At 57.9% G+C, this 21,723-nt stretch carries 10 protein-coding genes and 2 pseudogenes; 4 read left to right on the forward strand and 8 right to left on the reverse strand.

What is annotated here, in order from left to right:
* The first annotated feature begins 141 nt into the window (after positions 1-141).
* Positions 142-774 (forward strand): glucosaminidase domain-containing protein, encoded by a 633-nt coding sequence (locus tag AC1DM5_RS24065; RefSeq protein ID WP_477821819.1) that lies wholly within the window; start codon positions 142-144, stop codon positions 772-774.
* Positions 771-1,619: a hypothetical protein gene (locus AC1DM5_RS24070; RefSeq protein WP_477821818.1), complete on the forward strand. Its 849-nt coding sequence runs from the start codon at positions 771-773 to the stop codon at positions 1,617-1,619. The genes AC1DM5_RS24065 and AC1DM5_RS24070 overlap by 4 nt, the downstream gene beginning before the upstream one ends.
* A gap of 228 nt (positions 1,620-1,847) precedes the next feature.
* Here AC1DM5_RS24070 and AC1DM5_RS24075 read toward each other — a convergent pair.
* From AC1DM5_RS24075 to AC1DM5_RS24100, 6 genes and pseudogenes are all read right to left on the reverse strand, one after another.
* A pseudogene (locus AC1DM5_RS24075) lies at positions 1,848-2,181 on the reverse strand (LysR family transcriptional regulator); the annotation flags it as partial.
* A gap of 307 nt (positions 2,182-2,488) precedes the next feature.
* Positions 2,489-3,805: an HlyD family type I secretion periplasmic adaptor subunit gene (locus AC1DM5_RS24080; RefSeq protein ID WP_477975812.1), complete on the reverse strand. Its 1,317-nt coding sequence runs from the start codon at positions 3,803-3,805 to the stop codon at positions 2,489-2,491.
* Positions 3,798-5,567, reverse strand: coding sequence for a type I secretion system permease/ATPase (locus AC1DM5_RS24085; RefSeq protein WP_477975814.1), 1,770 nt, complete (start codon positions 5,565-5,567; stop codon positions 3,798-3,800). Before AC1DM5_RS24085 ends, AC1DM5_RS24080 begins: the two co-directional genes overlap by 8 nt.
* Positions 5,568-5,636: 69 nt before the next feature.
* Entirely contained in the window at positions 5,637-14,108 is an 8,472-nt protein-coding gene (locus tag AC1DM5_RS24090) for a beta strand repeat-containing protein (protein ID WP_477975816.1), read from the reverse strand.
* 151 nt (positions 14,109-14,259) lie between these two features.
* On the reverse strand, positions 14,260-14,997 hold the full coding sequence (locus AC1DM5_RS24095; protein ID WP_477975818.1) for a helix-turn-helix transcriptional regulator: 738 nt from the start codon (positions 14,995-14,997) through the stop codon (positions 14,260-14,262).
* Between the two features lie 642 nt (positions 14,998-15,639).
* Positions 15,640-15,789: pseudogene (locus AC1DM5_RS24100) on the reverse strand (helix-turn-helix domain-containing protein); the annotation flags it as partial.
* A gap of 309 nt (positions 15,790-16,098) precedes the next feature.
* Here AC1DM5_RS24100 and AC1DM5_RS24105 point away from each other — a divergent pair.
* Complete coding sequence (locus tag AC1DM5_RS24105; RefSeq protein ID WP_477975842.1) at positions 16,099-18,387, forward strand: transporter substrate-binding protein; 2,289 nt, start codon at positions 16,099-16,101, stop codon at positions 18,385-18,387.
* Positions 18,388-18,885: 498 nt separating this feature from the next.
* On the opposite strand, the gene AC1DM5_RS24110 is transcribed toward AC1DM5_RS24105, so the two are convergent.
* Positions 18,886-19,776 carry a LysR family transcriptional regulator gene (locus tag AC1DM5_RS24110; RefSeq protein ID WP_477975820.1) on the reverse strand — a complete coding sequence of 297 codons (891 nt, stop codon included), beginning with the start codon at positions 19,774-19,776 and terminating at the stop codon, positions 18,886-18,888.
* Positions 19,777-19,974: 198 nt separating this feature from the next.
* On the opposite strand from AC1DM5_RS24110, the gene AC1DM5_RS24115 reads away from it, so the two are divergent.
* Positions 19,975-20,220 carry a helix-turn-helix domain-containing protein gene (locus AC1DM5_RS24115; protein ID WP_477975822.1) on the forward strand — a complete coding sequence of 82 codons (246 nt, stop codon included), beginning with the start codon at positions 19,975-19,977 and terminating at the stop codon, positions 20,218-20,220.
* Between the two features lie 433 nt (positions 20,221-20,653).
* On the opposite strand, the gene AC1DM5_RS24120 is transcribed toward AC1DM5_RS24115, so the two are convergent.
* The gene (locus AC1DM5_RS24120; RefSeq protein ID WP_164043001.1) at positions 20,654-21,637 is read right to left on the reverse strand and encodes a GlxA family transcriptional regulator; all 984 of its coding nucleotides are present in this window, start codon (positions 21,635-21,637) and stop codon (positions 20,654-20,656) included.
* Positions 21,638-21,723 lie beyond the last annotated feature (86 nt).

Raw genomic sequence — 21,723 nt, forward strand, 5'->3', positions numbered from 1 at the left:
ATGTCGCACTGTCGTCATGAGTTTCCACTAACGGTCTTCTTTTGTAAATAAATCAGTTGCAAATTGAAAAGACCTTCCTTTAAGTAGAATTTATATTTTCTACATTTTAGAATTATGTAGCAAAATTCGACCGGGGGATCGATGAAGTATATCGCAATGCACGCAGTGGCGGCAGCTCTTGCGGCCGCCAGCACTTCACTTGCCGCCGACGAGATAAATCGGCCCGGAAAAGGTGATTGGTGTTATTTGGCGGTTCACGCTCCAAGTCCGCTCGAACAAAAGAGTTTCGTAGAAGAAGTAGCAAACGCAGCGAAGGTGTCGGCCATGAAGCACGGGGTGCCTGCCGCGATGGTCGCAGGAATGGCCGTCATTGAATCTGGCTATGGTTTGACCCGTATCGCAATCAAGTCGAACAATATTTTCGCGTTCAAATGGCCTGGCGCCGAATTAGGCAAGGGCTACGAGAAATTCGTACTGTGGTGCCAGCCTGACTGGGATGAAGGGAATGAGTATCCGGCTTTCAAATCTCGAGCAGACGCTGTTGATTTCGTGGCATGGCGCCTCGCCACAAGCCGACATTATAAGCCAGCCACCGACGCTTACCGGGCCGCTATCAAAAACGGAGGCGATAGCCGTAAAGCCGCGATCGCCTGGTTGCAGACAATAGCGCCAACGTACAATTATGACGGCCCAGCCTACGTTCAGAAAGTGTCGGCCGTCGTCCAGAAGCCGATTAAAGACAGCACCGTTTCGATATGGGAGATGACGGAGTGAAAAAGCTCTTAAGTGGAATCACGTTCGCGTCACTCATCGTGTCGGCGCTCGCAGACCCGGTCGCCGCGAAATCGACATTCGACTCCATATTCGAAAAGCTTCAAGACGATAATTTGCGGGGGTCACTCACAAAGGTCATCGCAGCCAAAACGAACCAACCACGATATTTTGAGAAAAACTGTGATCCCACGCTGAGAACCGACAATTCCCTATATCCAGGCGTCCCCTACAAGGAATGCACCTATAAAAAAGGCGGTCTGGACGGATGGGTCCAGTTGGCAGTTATCCCAGCCGACATGATGTCGGGCTGGATTGTGGATGCGTGCTCCAAGTCAATTAAAACCCGCCGATGTGTGGCGCGATTGGCCGCATACGTATGGGAATCCAATCAGTTCTCGTATCCGATTGCGGGAAATATCGTCGAAAATGGAAATTCAGCTGGCGCGTCCTCCAACGACTATCTCAATTTGATTTTCTTACACGGCGTGACGATCCCTTTGCCGGCAGGTATACCCCAGCGTGGATCTGTTTCCGTGTCGAAGCAAAAAGCGATCATAGGTGCTCTTTCCCAAACTGGGACGGTCGACAAGCCGGCGCAGGTCTCAAGGCCCTCTGGGATCAGACGAGAGATCTATTCGAAATATAGCGATCCGGTGAAGCTGGAAAACGGTAAAGCGGTAGACGTTGGCGCGTCGTGTCCCGTAACCGCCAGAAAAGCGGGTTGGCTGGAAGTTTCACGCAGAAGTCTCGTCGAGGCGTGGAATAAGCCACACCACAGGCTACTTGCGGCGACCGCGCAAGCCCTAGAGAAAGATGAGTTCCCGGGTCGGATCTCATGCGATTAGGGCTGTTCTCCGAAGCCACGCATAACTTGTTGAAGTGCCCTGCGACCCGTGTTCCGATTTCGGGCCGGGCTCGCCCCCTCACCTTCTCTATTCGGCGGGTCGAGGTCAAGCTTCGTCGAGTTCCGTCTCCGTCGTAAGGAAATCCATCGCGGGGTCTTGCTTCTCTCCGGGACCGGCCCTGCGGGCCCTCCCACCATGGGGTCAGAAGAATGAAGTAGAACAATCTGCACCAACGTCCTGATCGCCTGCAGCAGCCGATACAATGATGTCATCGGTGGTGCCGCTTTCGATATGCAGGCGGATATCGGGACATTTGCGGGCAATGCGCACAAGGACGGCAGCACGCCGATGGTGCGGGATAGACCGTGCCGATCGCAATCTTCCGCGTCGTCTTGCCGGCAACCGAGCGGGCGATCTCGGTCGACAGGTCGACCTCACTGAGGATCCTCACCGAGCGCTCATAGAAGGCCGCCCCTGCCCGCGTCAGTTCCACCCGCCGTGTCGAGCGGATGAAGAGCTGCACGCCGAGTTTCTTCTCCAGCGCCAGGACCGTGTTCAACAATGCCGGCTGCTCGTCATAACTGGATGCGAGGTCTCCCGTTAATGTTCTCTGGAATTTTCGTGAGCGAAATTGCCGTCCCCGTAGGAAAGGTTCGGGCGGAGAACGAGATGACTTTCGGCTGGTGAAGGTCTCCTAGCCGATCTCGGCCTCGAGAGTGTCGGAGGAAAAACTAGGCCTGACGTAGCTTGCCGGTGCCCATGGGAAACCTCGAATGTGGCCGATTGAACGCGCGTGGCACGATCGCCGTTCAACCCTGTGACCGTTCGCGAATGCCGCCGGCAATATTGAGTTAGAGCGCGATCACCAACTACTTCTCACGGACCGCACGGGAGACGCGATCTCGGATCGGCTCCCAAAGATACTGCGCGAACGTCCTGCTCGACGTTGTGATGAAGACCTCGACCGGCATGCCTGGGACCAGTCGTACGCTGTCGAGCGCGTCGATCTCGCCAGACCCAAGTCGCAGCTCAACCGGATAGTAGGCAACATGCGTCGTCGGATCCTGCGCGAGGTCTGCTCCGACCATCGAGACTTGAGCATGCAGGTCAGGCGTGGTTGAGTGGTTCAGGCCGATGATACGAACGACGGCCTGGTCGTCCAAATGGATGTTGTCGATGTCGTGCGGGTTGATGCGCACCTCAACTTTCAACGGCACGTGCTCCGGCACGATCGTCATCAGGACCTCCCCGGATCCCACAACGCCCCCGACTGTGTGGACGGCAAGCTCGTGCACGAAGCCATCTCTCGGCGCTTTGATCTCCACGCGCTGAAGCGCGTCCATCGCTTGAACCCGTCTGCCTTCCAGCTCGCTGACCTTGGCTTCGACCTCGGCCAGTTCTTTGCTGGCATCAGCCACTGCAACCTGCTCGATGTTCAGTATCTGCAATCTGGTCTCGGCGATCTTTGCCCCCACTTCGGCCGTCGTCGCAAGTATTTCGCCTATTTCACCGTCGAGTTGCGTTGCGGTGCGCTCCAGCGTGTTGACCTGCGCGACGAGGACGAGCTTCTGGTCGAGCAGCCCGTGGAGGCTCTTGAGCTCGTCACCGGCAATCTCCCGCTGGCGCGTCTTGGCCGTCGACTGGACATCAAGGCCCTCGATCTGCTTTTCAAGTTGGTTGATACGTTCGGTAAGTTGGCTCTCCTGACCAAGCCGAGCCTCACGACGAGCCTCCAGCATCCGTTCTTCGCGCTGAAGCAAGGCGTCCTCGAACGCGGACTCTTCGGGCGGAAGGATCGGCGGCGGCGGCGAAAAGCGATCCTGGCCGTCGCGTTCGGCTCGAAGCCGCGCCGCCGTCGTTCTCAGATCGGCGAGTTGGTGAACGACAATCTGCAGCTCGGAGCCGACAGTCGTCGGGTCGAGGCGGATCAATACTTGGTTTTCGGCGACGCGCTGGCCATCCTGTACGAGTATTTCGGAAACGATACCGCCTGTCTTGTGCTGCACCTTCTTGACGCTTCCGTCGACCTCGAAGCGGCCCGAAGCGACAACGGCTCCCGAAAGCGGGACAAGCGCCGACCATGCCCCGAAAGACGATGCGAAGATTGCGATCATTACGAGCCCGGCGAGGCCATAGCGGCGCAAAGACGTGCGGTGATCAACGAATCTCCACTCTTCGCTATCCATTGTCCGCCGAGCCTCCGACCGCTCTCAAGGGCGTAACCTCCGACGGTCTCGATAACGCAGCAAGCACCTCATCCTTCTGACCAAAGAGCTGCACGACCCCGTCCTGAAGAAAGGCAACCTTATTCACCGCGGCGAGCCCTGACGGACGATGCGTGACGACCATAGCTATTCCCGCACGTTCGCGCACGCTCTCAATTGCCTCCGTAAGGGCCATGTCGCCGACGGCGTCCAGGTTTGAATTCGGCTCGTCCAGCACAACGAGAAAGGGATTTCCGTAGAGGGCGCGCGCCAGTCCGATCCGCTGCCGCTGACCACCGGACAACATGACGCCACCCTCACCGATCCGGGTATCATAGCCAAGCGGGAACGACAGGACGAGATCGTGCGCTCCCGCAACGATCGCCGCTTCCATGATCCGTTCCGAGTTTCCGTCCGCCTGGAACCGTGAGATCACATCGGCGACGGTTCCGTCGATCAGCCCGAGGTCCTGCGGAAGGTAGCCGACGTGCCGACCGATGCGTTCCCTGTCCCAATGGGTCAGCGCCGCACGGTCCAGCCGCACGACGCCCTTGGCGGGATTGAGAACGCCGACAATCGCACGCGCTAGCGTAGACTTGCCGCATCCACTTGGGCCAATGATGCCGAGTGCGTCTCCTGCTTTCAGCTCGAAGCTAATATTAGCAAGGATTGGATCGCCGCCGCTTCGCAGGATCGTCAACCCTTCCACCGATAGCTTCGACCGCGGTGGCCTGAGCTCCACCAGTTCGCGCTCGACGGCAATGCCGAGCGACGTCTTCAGCCGCGCATATGCCGCTCGGGCGGCGACGAATCCCTTCCAGTTTGAGAGTGCCGTCTCGATCGGAGCGAGCGCTCGTGCCGTCATGATGGATGCGGCGATCATCGCCCCACCGGAGATTTCCTGATTGATGACAAGATAGGCTCCGGTTCCAAGGATCGCGGACTGGAGGATCGTACGGAAGATCTTGGCGAAGGCGCCGAGCGTGGCAGTTACGTCGCTCGACTTCAGCGTGACATGAACGTGCTCCTGGTTCAGCCGGCGCCATCGGCGATCCAACGCGGCATGTACGCCCATCGCCTCGACGGTCTCGCAGTTTCGACGCGCGCCGTCTGCGAAGACCTGCCTTGCAGCAGCAGTACCGCCCAGCCGGCGGACAGGCTCCCGTAGCCGGGCTTCCGTCGTCAATGCAAGAACGATGATGACGGCACCCCCTCCGATTGCGAGCCAGCCCAGCCAAGGATGCAGGAGGAAGCAGCCGACAACGAACAGTGGCATGAACGGGAGGTCGAAGATCGCCGCGGGTCCTGGTCCGGCGAGAAACCCGCGGACGATATCGAGGTCGCGAATCGGCTGCACAGACTGTTGCGCCGGAGCCCCATGCAACGGAAGAAGGTTGGAGGCACGCAGGCAAAGACTTGAGAGGTCGTCGTCGAACTGAGCTCCGACCCTGCTCAGCATCTTCAACCGGATCGAATCCAGCGAACCTTGCAGGGCAAAGGCGATGAGGGCTACCAGCGACAAGGCGACCAGCGTCTCGACGCTGCGGCTGGCGAGCACGCGGTCATAGACCTGGAGCATATAGAAGGAACCGGTCAAGGTGAGCAGATTGATGACGGCCGAAAAGATGGCGATCAGTCGAAAATCACGCCGCCGCGCGCGCAAAGCATCCCGCGCGGGCTCGTCATCGAATGCCTTTCCGATGCGGCGGTGTTTGACGTATCCGGCTTTCGGCGGCGACTTCATCAGGCAATCCCCACGAGATATCGAAGGTCACAGAACACGAGCGACGAAGCGCCGCCTTCCGTGCACCTCTCATACGACCACGAAGTCCGCAGCGCGAAGGTTCAGACCAGCGTCCAGCGTTGCAAAATGGATCGGATTGCCGCCCGGGGCACTGCCATTGCTGTCATAAGTCAGCCAGCCGGTCGTCGGATCGTAGACGATCCGATCGCTGGCATCCTGTGGCTGTCCGCCATTGGCGACGGCAAACGCAGCATTGGAGAGGGTGCCCTCCGCAAGCTGGCTGAACATGCCGCTGGCGTTGTCCAACACGATGCGGTCGTGAACGCCCGCATTGGCAGCACGGGTGACGAAGTCCGTGATCGTATCGACCCCTGCCGAACCGAAGGCGACGTTGAAGATGAACTGATCTGCGCCTGACCCGCCGGCAAGGACGTCGCTGCCCGCACCTCCGATCAGCAGATCATTTCCTGCCCCGCCATCAAGGTGGTCGCTCCCGGCCCCGCCGCTGATCGTATTGTTCAGGACGTTGCCTATTCCTGTGAAGTTGGTCATCCCGATGTAGACAAGGTTCTCGACATTGTCGGAAAGGGTGAAGCTCGCAAGCGAGGCCTCGACCGTGTCCCTACCCTCGTTGGCATTCTCCTGGATGGTATCGCCTCCGTCATCGACAACATAAGTATCGTTGCCAGTGCCTCCCGACATGCTGTCCGCGCCCGATCCTCCGTCGAGCCGATCTACGCCTGCCAGGCCGATGAGAGTGTCATTGCTCGTTCCTCCGAGCAGAGTGTCGTTACCGCGGTTACCGTTGAGAACGTCGTTTCCGGCACCGCCGCTGAGGATGTTCGATCCGGTGTTTCCCGTAATTGTGTTGTCCGCGTCGTTGCCGGTGCCATCGACATCGCTGTTTCCGGTCAGCACGAGATTTTCGATCTGTCCGAGGACATGCGTTGACGCCGCTAGACTGTAGCCGAGGGATGTCCGGACGGTGTCCAGTCCACCCGCCCGCGCAGTGCTTTCATCGACGATGTCGTTAACGTCATCAACCACATAAGTATCGTTACCGCCCGCTCCTTGCATGATGTCCTGCCCGGCCGCGCCGTCCAGGATATTGTCGCCGCCATTGCCGATAAGCAGGTTGCCGAGAGCGTTGCCTGCCGCATTTATGTTGGCGATACCGACAAGCGTCAGGTTTTCCACCGAGCCCGCGACTCGTCCAGAGGACAGGCTGAAGCCGATCGAGGAGATGATCGTGTCTTGCCCGCCGGCGCCGCTTTCGTCGATCCTGTCGCCAACGGAATCGACGACGTAGGCGTCGTTGCCAGCGCCGCCGCGCATCGTGTCATTGCCCGCCCCGCCATCGAGCGTATCGTTGCCGCCGTTGCCAACCAGGGTGTCGTTGCCGGCACCCCCTTGAATCAGGTTATCTGCATTATTGCCTATCAGGACATTGGCGAGATTGTTGCCGACGGCGTTGATCGCTGCAGAGCCCGTTAGTGTCAGGTCCTCCAGCCCTCCCAGAACGGTGGCCGAAGCGACAAGACTGAAACTGATAGAGGACTGAACCGCGTCTCTGCCGCCTGAACCAGGCACGGATTCGTCGACCGTGTCGCCAGCGTCGTCGACGACATAGGTGTCGGCGCCCGCGCCACCTTGCATCATATCGGCACCGGCGCCGCCGTTTAAAAGATCCGCGCCGGTTCCGCCGACGAGGCGATCGTTTCCTCCAAGGCCATTGAGCGTGTCGTTTCCCGCAAGGCCGCTGATCGTGTCAGGGCCGGGCGTGCCGTTCAGTGTGTCACCACCAGCGGTCCCGTTGATGACGCTCCCGCCTTCTGCAACATTGGTTACCGTGATCGCGACCGCTTGAGGGGTGGCGAAGGTGCCATCGGACGCGGTTACGACGATGTCATAGACGTTGCTTGCACCGGCATCGCCGGGAGCTTCGAAGTCTGGCGGTGCTATGAAAGTCACCACGCCTGCGCTGTCGATTGCAAAACGGGCAGCATCTGTACCGCTCAGCACATATGTCACGCCCGCGCCGTCGGCGTCGGTCGCATTGGCATCGTAAACGGTGCCGGTGGCGTTTTCCGCGAAGGTTGCCGTGCCGCCCGAGACGAAGACGGGCGCGTTGTCGTTGAGGTTGGAGACGGTTATGGCCACGGTGCGGTTTGTCGCCTGTGTGCCGTCCGACGCCGTGACGACGATGTCGTAGACATTGTCGGCATTCGCATCCAGAGGCGCTTCGAAATTCGGCGCAGCCTTGAAACTGACCATTCCCGACACGGCATCGATGTCGAAACGCGCCGCGTCGGTTCCGCTGAGGGAATATGAGAGAGCCCCAAGACCATCGGCTTCCTCGGCGTCAGCGTCGTAAGCGACGCCGCCTGAATTCTCCTGGACGTTCGCGACCGTACCGGAGGTGAAGACCGGAGCGCTGTCGTTCAGGTTCGCGACCGAGACCGCGATTGACTGGGTATCGACGCCGCCGAGCCCGTCCGAAACCTGGACTACAACCTCGTAAAGATTGTCCCCATTGACGTCGCCGGGCGACTCGTAGTCAGGCGCGGAGACGAAGCTGAGGTTTCCGGTCGTTGCGTCAATTGTGAATTTGCCGGCGTCGTTGGCGCCGGCGATCGCGAATGACAAGGTGTCGCCGGCGTTCGGGTCGGTTGCGACGATCGTGCTCACGACCGTCTGGTTCTCATTGACCACGGCGGCGGCAGTATCGCCGCCAGCGATCGATGGCGGCGCGTTGACTGATCCGGCCACCGTGCGGTCGGCGAATTTGAGGAATTCGATCTCCCAGACGGTATCGCGCCCATCCGGGGTTCCGGCGCGTAGGTCCGCGACGGTCATGCTGCCGTCGCCGTTGTCTGTGATCAGGTAATCTGAGCGATTGCCGGTGTAGTCCGCTGTATCAGTCCCCGCGCCGCCATAAAGATTATCATCGTCGACACCCCCATGAAGAAAATCGTCGCCTGCTCCGGCCTTTATCGTGTTGGCATGGTTGCCGCCGTAAATTATGTCGGCAAATGCAGTACCGATGACATGTCGGACGTTCGGAATCTTGTCTTTGTAGCCGAACGTGTCGATTGCTTCATCGGCAAGAAGATCATATTGGTTCAGCGGGCCGTCGCCGAGGAGGTTCACTATCACGCCACGATCGCCGCCTTCCGCGCCGTAATCGACGGTGTCGAGGCCCCCGCCACCATCCATAGTGTCTTCGCCCCGTCCACCGATCAGGGTGTCGCTGCCGTCACCGCCGAAGAGACTGTCGTTGCCGTCTCCGCCTCTCAGCGTGTTCGACTGACCGTTGCCGATCAGGTAGTCAGCGAATGCCGACCCCGTCACGTTCTCAATGTCGACCAGTGTGTCTATGTCTCCATAGAGGCCGATCGCGCTTCGCGGTCCAACGGTACCCATCGTAGTCGTGAACGTCTGGCCGGACAGGTTGACGAGCGCCCCGTGGGTGGCCGTCCCATTATCGTCGAAGCTGTAATCGACGGTATCCACCCCATCGCCGCCGTCAAGAACGTCGTTGTCGAGACCTCCGATGAGAAGGTCGTCGCCAGCTCCGGCTTCAATTGTATTGGCATGGTTGCCGCCGTAGATAACATCGGCAAACTGTGTACCAATGACGTTTCTGATGTTGGCGACGGTATCCGTGTCGCCAAAGGAATCGATGGCGGTGTCCGCTGCAAGATTGACCCGCGGCGCGTTCCCGAGCAGGTTGACCGTTACGCCGTGTGTCGCTCCGGCTTCGACATCGCGACTGTAATCGACAGTATCGAGGCCGCCGCCGCCGTCCATCACGTCGCTGCCGCGCCCGCCAATGAGCGTATCGTCGCCACCGCCGCCCAAGAGCGTGTCGTCGCCGGCTCTGCCGTCGAGCGTGTTCGACTGTCCGTTTCCAATCAGGTAGTCACCCAAGGCGGATCCGGTCGCATTCTCGATACTGATGAAAGTATCGGCATCGCCGAACAGCCCGATGGCGCTGCGCGGCCCGACTGTCCCGAGCGCCGTCGTGAAAGTCTGGCCGGACAGGTTGACGAGCGCACCGTGCGTGGCCGTCCCATCATCGTCGAAGCGGTAGTTGACGGTATCTATCCCATCGCCGCCGTCGACGACGTCGTCGCCATCACCAAGTTCGAATTGATTGTCGTTCTCGTTTCCGTAGATCACATCGTTGAAGGCCGTACCCTTGACGCTGTCTACGCCAACCAGGCTGTCCAATGACGCGAAGCCATCGGTCGCACTGTGAGCGGCCTGACCGCCCTGCAGGGTGCCGGAAATGTTGACGATAACGCCATTCCTGCCGCCGCGCGACGCATCTTCGTCATAGTAGACCCAGGTGTTTGCTCCGCCACCTATGATCGTGTCGCTACCCGCCAGACCCCAGAAGCCCTGATACTTGTCCGGGCTCGCCTCCCCGATCAACACGTCGTCAAATTCCGACCCGATCGCCTCCTCGATGTCGAGCAAAGTGTCGATATCTCCGTAGAGGCCGATGGCGCTGTGGGCGGCGGCGGTTCCAAGCTGTGCCGACGTCGCAAAATTCGACAGATTGACGAGGACGCCGTGCGTGGCTGTGCCATCATTGTCGAAACTATAGCTGACGGTATCGTTGCCGTCGCCACCGTCCACGAAGTCGTTCCCAGCGCTGAGCTCGAACTGGTTGTCCTTCTGATCGCCATAGAAGATGTCTGCCGAAGCCGTCCCCTTCACGCTGCCGACGTTGATAAGCGTATCTGTCGCGCCAAAGCCGTCTGTCGCACTATGGGCCGCCTGGCCGCCCCGCTCAGTGTCGGAGAGGTTGACTGTCACTCCTCCCAAGCCGCCAAATCTTGCGTCGTCAAAATAGTAGACCCAGGAATTCTTTCCGCCGCCGATGATCGTATCGTTTCCCGCATAGCCCCAGAAGCCCTGGTACTTGTCGGGCGCATTTTCTGCGACGAGCACGTCGTCGAACTCGGATCCCTCGGCGTTTTCGACGCTGGTGAGGGAATCTGTGTTGCCGTAGAGGTCAATGGCGCTATGAGGACCGACAGTGCCGAGAAATGAGGTTTGCACGTCATCCGACAGGTTGACGAACGCGCCATGGCTGGCGGTTCCATCATTGTCATAGGCATAGATGATGGAATCCTCGCCGTCACCGCCATCAACGATATCGTCTCCTGCTCCGAGTTCGAACATGTTCCGTTCTTGGTTGCCATAGATAACGTCTGCGGCGTGGGTGCCCTGGATGCCGCCGACATTCGTAAGACTGTCGGTGTCGCCAAAACCGTCGGCCGCACTATGCGCTGCCTGGCCGCCCCGCTCGGTGTCGGAGAGGTTGACGATCACCCCCGAGGAGCCGCCAAATCTCGCATCGTCAGAATAGTAGACCCAGGTATTTTCTCCGCCACCGGTGATGATGTCGTTGCCAGCAAGCCCCCAAAATCCCTGATAGGGCTCGGGAGCATCATTACCTATGAGAACATCGGCAAACTCCGAGCCCTTGGCCTCCTCGATGCTGAGGAGCGTGTCGGCATCGCCAAAGAGGCCAATCGCACTATGGGCCGCGACGGTCCCGAGAAAAGACGCCTGTGCCTGCCCTGAAAGATTGATGAAAGCGCCATGCAGCGCGCCGCCGGAGCGATTGTCGCCGCTATAGTCGACGAGATCGCTTCCATCGCCACCGTCAACGAAGTCGTTGCCCGCCAGCATCTGGAAGTGGTTTGCCTCGTCGTTTCCGTAGAAGACGTCGGCTTGAACGGTACCGCGCACGCGGTTGACGTCAGTGATCGTGTCGGTGCTGCCGAAACCGTCCTTGGCGGTGTGGGCTGCTTGCGCGCCCTGCTGCACGTCCGAGAGGTTGACGATGACGCCGCCCGTTCCACCGAAATCCTGATCTCGGTGATAATAGACCCAAGTATTTCCGCCGGAACCGACGATCGTATCGTTGCCGCCCAGGCCGCGGAAAGCATTGTAGGAGGCGCCCGATTCGCTGACGAAGACGTCATCGCGCATCGTTCCGAAGATGTCCTCGATCGACGTCAAGCTGTCGGTACCGCCAGAGGTGTCGGTCGCGGTATGGGCTGCCTGCGAGCCATATTGCTCGTTCGAAAGATTGACCGTGACGCCCTGATTGCCGGTCTCCCCTGTCGACGTATAGTCGACGGTGTCGTCGCCGCTACCACCATCGATCTGGTCGTTCCCCGCACCACCGATAAGGTAGTCGTCTCCCTCATGACCAAGAATGACGTCATCGCCACCTAAGCCATAGAGCTCGTCATCGCCTGGCGTTCCTTCCAGCGTCTCCGGACCGTTCGTGCCATTGATGACGACACCCACCTGCTCTATCGAGAGGCTGGCATAGACCGCCCCGGAATCGTCGTTCGTAACACTTGGATCAGTTTCGGGCTTAATCGACAGCGCGCCGGCGATCACGCCCGAGAGTGTGATCATGCTCTCAAAGACACCGTCACCGTCGGAGTCAATCTGGACGAGCGTGTCGGTGGCCGTATGCTCGAGGCGATAGGCGCCTTCCGCCGTCGGGCCGCCTGCAATGAGGATCCTCTCGCCGTACTCGTAGTCCGCGATCCGGTCGCCCTTCAATTCGGCGATGGTGCCGCTGAAGGCATCCATGCCAATGCCACCGGTGAGCACGTCCGCGTCCGATTGCCCTGCAAGGAAGTCGTTGCCATCGCCTCCATTGACGACATCCTTCCCAGGCCCGCCGAAAAGGACGTTGTCGTGCGCGTTTCCGGCCACCAGATTATCAAGCTCATTACCCAATGCTTTCCGTGCTGCATCGGTGAGGAATATCGCTTCCACGTTAGAGGGCAATTTGAAATCCGCCGATGCGACCACGGCATCGTATCCGCCGTTTGCGGGCTCCGACACGAGAGCCGCAGAACTCGACACCAGAAACAGATTGTCGCCTCCATCGCCATCGAACGTCTGGCCACCGTCCTGACTATCAACACTGCTCAACGGCGGTGGTGCGCGCTCAAGATTGTCGTAATTCAGCAATATCAAATGGGAGACCGCATCCTTCAGGTACGGAGCCAAGAATTTTTCGTAGACATATGCCGTAGCTAGTCCGGCGCCCACGGTGGCAAGAACTGGGAGCGCGGTTCCCGTTAGTCCGAATGCGACAATGATTTCGGCCGCGACAACCGAACTTCCGAATTCACCAAAGGCAACTGCGGAGGTCTTATCGAAAAAGTCAACGACCGCACGAATTGCTGCAATTTGGTTCAGCTGAGTCTGGTTCGGTTTGCCCTCTGCCTCGCTTCTGTCATTGAGGTAGTTTGCGACGATTGGAGCGGTGTTCAGTCCGACTGTCAGCACATGTGCTGATTTCTCAATGGAGTCGGCGAACTTGGAGTAGTCGGGATCCTGGGAATATTTAAGTAGGCTCTTTATGAATTCGTTTTTAACGCCGAGAATCTTTTCCAAGATCTCCGTTGCTTCGGTCATGTCACCCTTTTTGTCCAGATATCGGACGATCGAGTCCTTGACGTTCGCATCGATGGTGGTGGTGGTTTCACCGGCCTGGCCGAAATAGACCTTTTCGTCAGCGGACGGAATCGCCGTGACCGTAAAGGAAATTTTCTCCGTGAGTTCGCCATGGTGGTCGTCGGTCGCTTGGAGGACCTTCACCCGAGCCCCAGTCGTGCCGGCTGGTATGATGACCTGAGGAAGGTTGACCTCGTCATGCGCCGCCGGATCGCTCGGGGTGAAAATGAGCTCTATGTTATATGGCACCGCCTGCGACAGCGTGACGTCTGCCCACCCGTAGTCGTAGCCCTCGTAGGCAATTATTCCCGATCCCTCGATAGGCTTTACCGTGATGATTGGGCCGTCATCGTTGATGATCTGAATTTCAGACGTTGTCGTGCCGAATTCACTCGAAGCCATCACAGTGACGTTCTCGAAATTTTTCGACAGATCTGTTGGCGAGGCCTCGCGAATGTAGTCGTCGACTAGTCCGAGTTTGACACTGACAATTTGGCTCATCGCAGGCATGACGACGTCATAGGTCGTCGGCTCGACGTCACCAATTCCTCCAACCACGACATGCATCGTGTAGTCGAAGGTCGCCGGGTGGTCCGCTGTAATAGTCAGCATCGGGGGAGACTTCTTGTCGTCCTCCCTGATCGATAGTTCGTGAATTTCCAGCTTCGGGATGTCCGCGGAATCGTCGATATTGACGGTTATAACGCCTGAATACGGAGTCACGACGGGAACCGGAGGATCTCCGTCCTCTAAGGTCGTGATCGCGGCGGTATAGTCGATGAAGAACGTCTCGGCAGTCTTTCCTTCATAGACCTCGTCGTCGACGGTCTTGATGGGGAGAGAGAATTCACCCGAGCCACCACCCGACTGATGCAGAGCAGCATAGTCATCCGTGCCGTCAGGTGTCCCCACCGCCAACTTGGCCGTTCCGTCCCTGCTTTCCACAGAGTAGGTGTACGATTCGACTTCATCGTCGGCGATTGCCAAATTGATGGTTCCACCTTCCACAACAGTGAACTCGCGATTTATCGTCGGCATGGCACGTCCCCCACTTCGGCATTGATCCCCGGATACAGACCTGCCAGAATATTCTTTGCCGGCGCAGCGCGCATGACCCAGTTGGGAGGGGATGAAGGCCCGTGATTGGATGGTCGCCCATTCCCCGCATCGTAGATAAGCGAACTCCAGCTCAGAAAAGGTCGAGTGGTGTTGCAATGCTGACCAACGCCGCGATCAGGTCGGACTGGCTGTTGATGCCCAGCTTCGCAAAGATGCTCTTCAGGTGATTTCGACCCGTCTCGTAGGAGAAGCCTCCGCTCACGGCGACATCGTGGAGCTTGTGTCCGGTGGCCAGTCGATGAGCGAGTCTTGCCTCGGTAGGCGTAAGTGGGAATAGCTTTTGCAAAATGTCGGGCGACGGTATTCTACGTTCCATAGGGTCGATCAGGATCACAAATGCCTGGCACGGCGAGAATAGGTCGAGCGCGACGCCTCTTGCCTGAGTGACGAAGGCAACGATCACGCCGCCGTTCTGACGGGAAACCCTTATCGGATGAAGAAACTCGCTCCCCGGTTCGGACATGCAAACGGAGTGGACGGCCGCGTCCAAGGTTCGCCTTGCGGTAGGGTCGCGACAGGTCAAATGCTTGTTGCTGATCTGAAGATCATCACAAACAAATCGCTCGGCCGCTCGGTTGAGCAGGATCGCCTCGCCAGAGCGGTTTAGTATGACGACTGCTTTGTTGGAGATGTCAAACGCCTGGAGCGCCGCTTTGGCCCTTGCGAATCCCAGTGCGCTCCCCACCGCGACGGCCGAAGAAACTCCTCGCGATAGAAGCCGGAGCTGATCCACTTCCGCATCGGTGAACGGCCCCCGCGCTTCGGAGCGCTGAACGGATAGCGCGAATTCGTCCTCGCCTGCCTTCACGTGAGCCCCCGCAAACCACTTCAAACGAAGGGCCGCAGCCATTCTTGATAGTAAGGATGATGCCGAATGGCGTCGGTCGTTATAAAATCGAGATCGGTGGCGACTCCTTTCCTCAGCATGGTGCCCACGCCTTGAAATCGGATGTCGCGATTCATCCAGCAACGGCTTCCTCAAACGACGAACTCGTTGGCAGCTCGAGGGAGGCGTCTTTCAGCGGGACGATGGTAACGTCAGCTGCGCCGGGACGATCGCTCGCGACGCCAGCCACGCACACGGCACTCAGATTCCAGTCGGCTGACATCAAGTCCCCTAGCCGTGCCGAACCCTTTCGGCATTGCCGAATGACGGAGATTAGCCAAGCAGCTCGACGCTTACAACCTAAACGAAATACGTAGGGGCCCTACACCACCCCAGTGCCTTTTCGCTTGGACAGCCACCGAAACCTTGCAGTCACCGCCTGACTTTGGCATAAGCCAACGAAACTTCGTGACCGGAGAGTTTGACCTCATCCTCTGAAGACATCACCAACCCGTCTTAAGTGCTTGAAAATTCTCACCCCTGAATGTCGCGCCCGCAAGCGTGGACATGAAGTTGAGCCATTGAAACGTCGAAGGTGCTGCCGTGGCAGCGTCAGCCGTGCAAGAGCTGCACGCCGAGTTCCTTCTCCAACGCCAGCACCGTGTTCGACAAAGCCGGCTGGGCGATATGCACCTTGGCTGCCGCTCTGCCGAAGAGCGAACGACCGACGCGGCTCGCAAAAGCGACATCATACGCATCTCCGGACGCCGACACGCGCTCCGGGACGGATGGACGTATCGAGAACTACGATAAAACCATCCGGTTTCCGCGCTTAAGATGGCTTCGCCATCGGAACTCATCAAAGCATCATCTCAATAACATTGACCTGCCAAGCGAAATGAGGGGCACTCGACCAAATCAATATTACTTCGCAGCTCAAAGCGATTACATAATCCATTTGAAGACAAAGGCATATTTTTCCTGGTTTTGCTTAAACCTTCTTGCCGACACCGAAAATATCGTATTCCATAGGTTGCACGATCGCCGGCGGAGTGGGGAGGATTGACCGTGAGCGCGAGATGGATGGCCTGGAAATGCCTAGTCCTCGGCATCGCTTCCTTGGTTTCCGGAGGGGGGCTTCCCTTTGCGAGCTTTGCTCAAGAACCTATAAAGGTCGGCATACTGCATTCTTTATCGGGATCTATGGCACCAGACGAAAGGCGTCTCAAGGACGTCCTGATGATGATGATCGAGGACCAAAACGAGCGGGGCGGTGTTCTAGGACGCCAGATCCTGCCCATCGTCGAAGATGCGAAATCCGAGTGGCCGACCTACGCGGAAATCGCGGATGAAATGCTATCGAAGGAAGGTGTCTCTGTCATTTTCGGAGGCTGGACGTCAAGTTCGAGGAAGGCGATGATACCAGTCCTTGACGAGCACAAAGGTCTTCTAATCTATCCTGCACAATTCGAGGGAGAAGAGGACGACCCGAACATCGTCTACGCTGGCAGTCCGCCTTCACAACAGACAATCGCGGCGGTTTCGTATCTGCTTGAGCGCACGAAAGCACAGAGATGGGTTCTTGTCGGGACCGATTATGTGTTCCCACGCGTATCAAACCAGGTAGCCCGAGGCTTTTTGAAATCGCATGGCGTTGCGGAAGACGACATTATGGAACTTTACGTTCCCTTCGGATTTAGCGATTGGTCTAAAATTGGCAAGTCGATCGGAGCCTTTGTGTCTGGAGACAAGACAGCGGCAATCATCTCCACGGTCGCGGGTCAAGACAGCCTCGGCTTGTTTGATGAGCTTCATCGCATGGCGATCGACGAATCTCGAGTTCCAATGCTTTCGCTCTCTTTGGGAGAGGAAAATCTCCCCGGGACCAGCGATTTCTCCTTTGTAGGGCAGCTTGCAGCTCGCACGTATTTCAACTCGATCCCAACAGAACTCAACTTGGGTTTTCAAAAACGTTGGAGTAGCTTCAAGGGGGCGGAGGGTGGCCCTGTAACGGAAGGAATGGCCAACTATTACTCCGCCTTTCAGGCCTGGGTGAAAGCGGTCGAGACGGCCGGTTCCTCGGATCCCGATAAGGTAAAGCATGCGCTCCCAGGCATCTCCGTAGCAAATCTTGCGGGAGGCGTAACAACGGTACAGAGCAATCTTTACACGACTAAGGCAGTTTTATTCGGCAAAGCGGAAAAAGATGCTACGTTTTCGGTTGTCGCGCAGACGCCACCACTCGTGGTCGAAGCGAGCTTCAGCGACTATCTACCTGACTCCGGTCATTTGGTATCGGATTGGCGGTCACCATTTGAATGCGCCTCATTCAATGTCCAGACAGGAAAGTGCGAAAAGGCCGTTGAGACCAATGATGCGCGCACCTTGAAAATTCTCTATGCGACGACGCGGGAGCAAATCGTGAGGGATAACTGGATCGCCTACGGAAACAACCGTGCAAAGCTTTCCTACGGCGCAATCGAAGTACAAATTCCGGAAACACATAAATTTGGCGCCGTCGCAGACAAGTCATGGTCGTTCCAAAACCTGTTCCAATTCCAAAGGCAACCGAACGGAGAGTTTCAGCTCAAAACAGTTTCGAGATTGGGCGAGGAAGAATTCAGGCGAACGATCGACGATGGTAACGACACAACTGCGCTGATATTCGTCCATGGCTTCAATAACACCTTCGAGGGTGCCGCCTTCCGGTTCGCGCAACTAATATGGGATTCTCAGTATGCTGGGATCCCGGTGATGTACGCTTGGCCTTCATTGGGAAGTCCGCTCGCGTACTCGCAGGACAATGAGAATTCTCGATACGCAGCGTTGGGATTTCACGAATTGATCGAGACACTTCGGAAAACAAAGGTGACCACTATCAACGTGATCGCTCATAGTATGGGTAGCCAAGTGGTCATCAGCGGGTTAAATGAGTTCGGGAGCTGGTCGGGGAACAGGCCGGTCAACGAACTCATTTTCGCGGCGCCTGATTTTGACAGGGGAACGTTTGAGAACATTGCTCCCATCATGGAGCAAGTTGTGTCGGGAATAACACTTTACGCCTCCCGGAACGACAAAGCGCTAATTATGTCCAAACGCCACTGGAGATACCCCCGTGCCGGCGACGCGTCCGCGCCACTTGGGCCGCTGGTAGCTGCAGGCATGGACACGATCGATGTCAGTTCCATAGGCGACGATGTTTTTGGATTAAACCACAGCACGTACGCTTACCAGATGCCTTTACTGAACGACATTGCGGTGATTCTTAACAGCGGCCTCCGTCCGCCATCGAAACGATCACCGATAATCAGAGGAGTTCCGGAGGGGGTTTCGAGCCCAAGTTACTGGTCTTTTCCCCCCTCTTCGAATTGAAGAGCCTCCGCGTCGTTTTTCTGATTTAAATGCTTGTCATATATGTCTGCTAGGTCGGGCCATGGCGGAGCGTGCCCGGGATAGCTCTCCACCGTTTCTCTGACTAGTGTCACAGCTTCCAGCCCGGYACACCGAAACCAGCGTTCGCTCACCCGCATTGCTTGCGGTCCCAAGTCGTTGGCGATATCCTCGCCGAGCCGTTCCGGCTGAAGGGCATACCGAGCGAAGCACGCCAGGCACGAGCTGTCGAGGTTCTCGCCAACTTCATCAAGTCCGGTAATTCGCGTCACACGAGGGCGTGAGGAAGGGCAGCCGCAGGAGCGTCAGCGTGAGCGGTCCGAAGGAGACGCGGGACCGACTGCCTCACGCACTCGCGTTCCGCTTTTAGGCTGACCTCGCAGCCAGTCGCGATCCTCATAATCTAAGACGGCTCCTCTTTCGCTTCACCAGATCCGGGGCCGCACCGAAGTCGGTATCGAAGGCCCGCTGCCGATTCCCTCACCTGCCCGGCCGCACCAGCGATCGTGCGATATCGATGATGTCGTCACGCGAGGCGGTCGGATCCTCCCTGTTCCAGGCGACACCGAGCCCGATCTTGAAGTCGACGCCACGCACCTTCTTCAGCTCGAATCCGCGGTTCGGCAAATCCTGCGTCCATTCCGGCACGAAGCCGATGCCAAGCCCGGCTGAGACCAGCGACACCAAAGAGAACGTGTCGTCGCAGGTATAGGCGACATTGTCGGTCAGATCGTGCTCCTCGAATTTTGCCGCGAAATACCGTTCGCTGTAGGAGAGGTTCTGGCGGGTAAACGAGATGATCTTCTCGCCGCGCAGATCCTCGAGATCGATCTCGCTCTTCAAGGACAGCGGACTGTCCTTGGCCACAGCCAGCAGGTAGCGTTCATGAGCAATCGAGAAGAAGCGCAGCGAGCCGATATTCTCCACCGGCCGGATGAAGCCGAGATTGATGCGGCCGGCCTCGATATGGCGGATGATGTCATCGGTGGTGCCGCTTTCGATATGCAGGCGGATGTCGGGATATTTGCGGGCAATGCGTGACAGGAACGCCGGCAGCACGCCGATCGTGGCGGGATAGACGGTGCCGATCGCAATCTTCCGCGTCGTCTTGCCGGCCACCGAGCGGGCGATCTCGGTCGACAGATCGACTTCGCTGAGGATCCTGACCGAGCGCTCGTAGAAGGCCGCCCCTGCCCGCGTCAGTTCCACCCGCCTGGTCGAGCGGATGAAGAGCTGCACGCCGAGCTCCTTCTCGAGCGCCATTACCTGGTTCGACAGCGCCGGCTGGGCGATATGCACCTTGGCTGCCGCCCTGCCGAAATGCAGCTCCTCGGCCACCGCAACGAAGTAGGATAGCTGGCGTAGTTCCATGTGACCACCGGAACAAAATAACGACAATGCGCTTCCGCACGCGAGAACGGCGGAGTCGAGACGGATTTCAGGTGCAGAAAGGCGCGGTTGCTCTAGCTAAATTGCCATGCAATGCCTACAAGCGTAGTCATAGATGCTTGGCGAACGCAGGTCAAGCACTTTTCGCTACACCTGTATTCATTTTTTTGGTCCAGCTAAATGGCAGCACTCACTCCGGAGGCAAACAGGGCAGCCCGCGCTATCCTTAAATGGTCGGTAAGAGAGCTCGCTGACCATGCCGGAGTTGCTTTCTCGACGGTGCATCGATTTGAAGCTACTGGAGTCGCGACCGAAACGACGAAAGATAAAATCAAGGCGGCGTACGCTTTGCACGGTGTCGAGATAACTAATGGCGACTACACGGGCGCGCGTCTGCTGCTCAAACGAAAATCGGAACTGGAGTAACCCCTTGGGTCCTGTTCACCAAGCGGCTTCATGGAGTTGGGCGCGTGGTCGTAAGCGCACTGGTCGCCTTGAAGGGATGTGAACCTGCGACCCATGGCCATTGACGGCAAGTCTCTGATTTTATGGGACAATGTCCTTTGCCCCGTATAGGAGGAAATGATACCGGTCCCGTTGCCGCGTATTCCGGCGGTCGATGAAGAGCCGCTTGAGAAGCTGCGCGAACATCGGCGGGCGAACCCACGTCCGTTATCGCCTTGTGTCGATCAAACGCATACCGAAATTGCAGGATATTACCGCGCTGTAGAGATCGGAGGGGTAGTGGCGATCCGGCACACCCAGGGACATACGCCGCGTTATGATATCGGCATTGTGGAAGGGTGCGACGAGCGACGTGGGATTGTCTACGTCCAAGGGCGTCACCGAAACACTATGCTTACCCGAAGCGACTTCGATAATCCTGAGGAGAGACGCCGTAGGCCTTCATAAAGGCGCGCCGCATGCGCTCGTCGTCCCCGAATCCAACCCGATGCGCTATGCGTTGAATAGAGTCCGGAGCCGCTTCAAGCAGCCGTCTGGCAGCTTCGACGCGAAACTGCTCGACAGCACGAGCGGGGCTCTCGCCGGTATCACGATGATAGACGCGGGCAAAATTGCGAGGGCTCATCCTTGCTTCGGCGGCTAGCGCAGCAACTGATAGGTCGCTCCCAATATTTGCCCGCATCCAAGTATGAAGATCGTCGAAACGGCCGCGAGCGTCGTGCATCTGGCGCCGGAGTTCGACGCTAAACTGTGACTGGCCGCCTGGGCGCTTCAGGAAGAGAACCAATCGACGCGCCAGCGCCAGCGCTGTGACATGACCGAGGTCATCTTCGACCATAGCCAAGGCCATATCAATCCCTGCGGATACGCCGGCAGATGTCCAGATTCCATCTGACAAGACAAATATCGAATCGGGTCTGACAATGACCGAAGGGTAATCGCGCTGCAGATTTCTGCATTTTTCCCAATGCGTCGTAGCCTCACGACCATCGAGTACGCCGAGTTCCGCGAGGATAAACGCTCCAACGCAAATCGAACCGATCCTGCGTGGATGGTCGAGGTACTTCGCCAGGCATGAGCGCAGCGACGCGGTTGCAGCTGTCGACTGCGCTGGCGCGCCACCGGTAATCAGCAATGTATCGATCGGGCCGGCCATCACGTCATCGATCCGTTCAGAATCCAACGTCACGCCCGTGTCCGTGGTGACTGGCCCACCTGTTTCAGATGCCAGGATGACCTCGTAGGCTGGATTGCCATCCTCCAGACGAGCATCGTTGAACACCTGAAGTGGTCCGGTCACATCAAGCATTTTGGAGCGATCGAAAATGACAAGAACGACTTTGCGACGCTCTTTCCAGGTTGGCTTGGCAGAATTCATGGGCATGCGGTCATACGTGCCATTCGTGGTGTGAGTGTCAATAGAGCGGAACCCTATCCCTACGGGTACTCGCCCACCGCTCTACT

Source organism: Rhizobium sp. 01T437, from assembly GCF_056398505.1.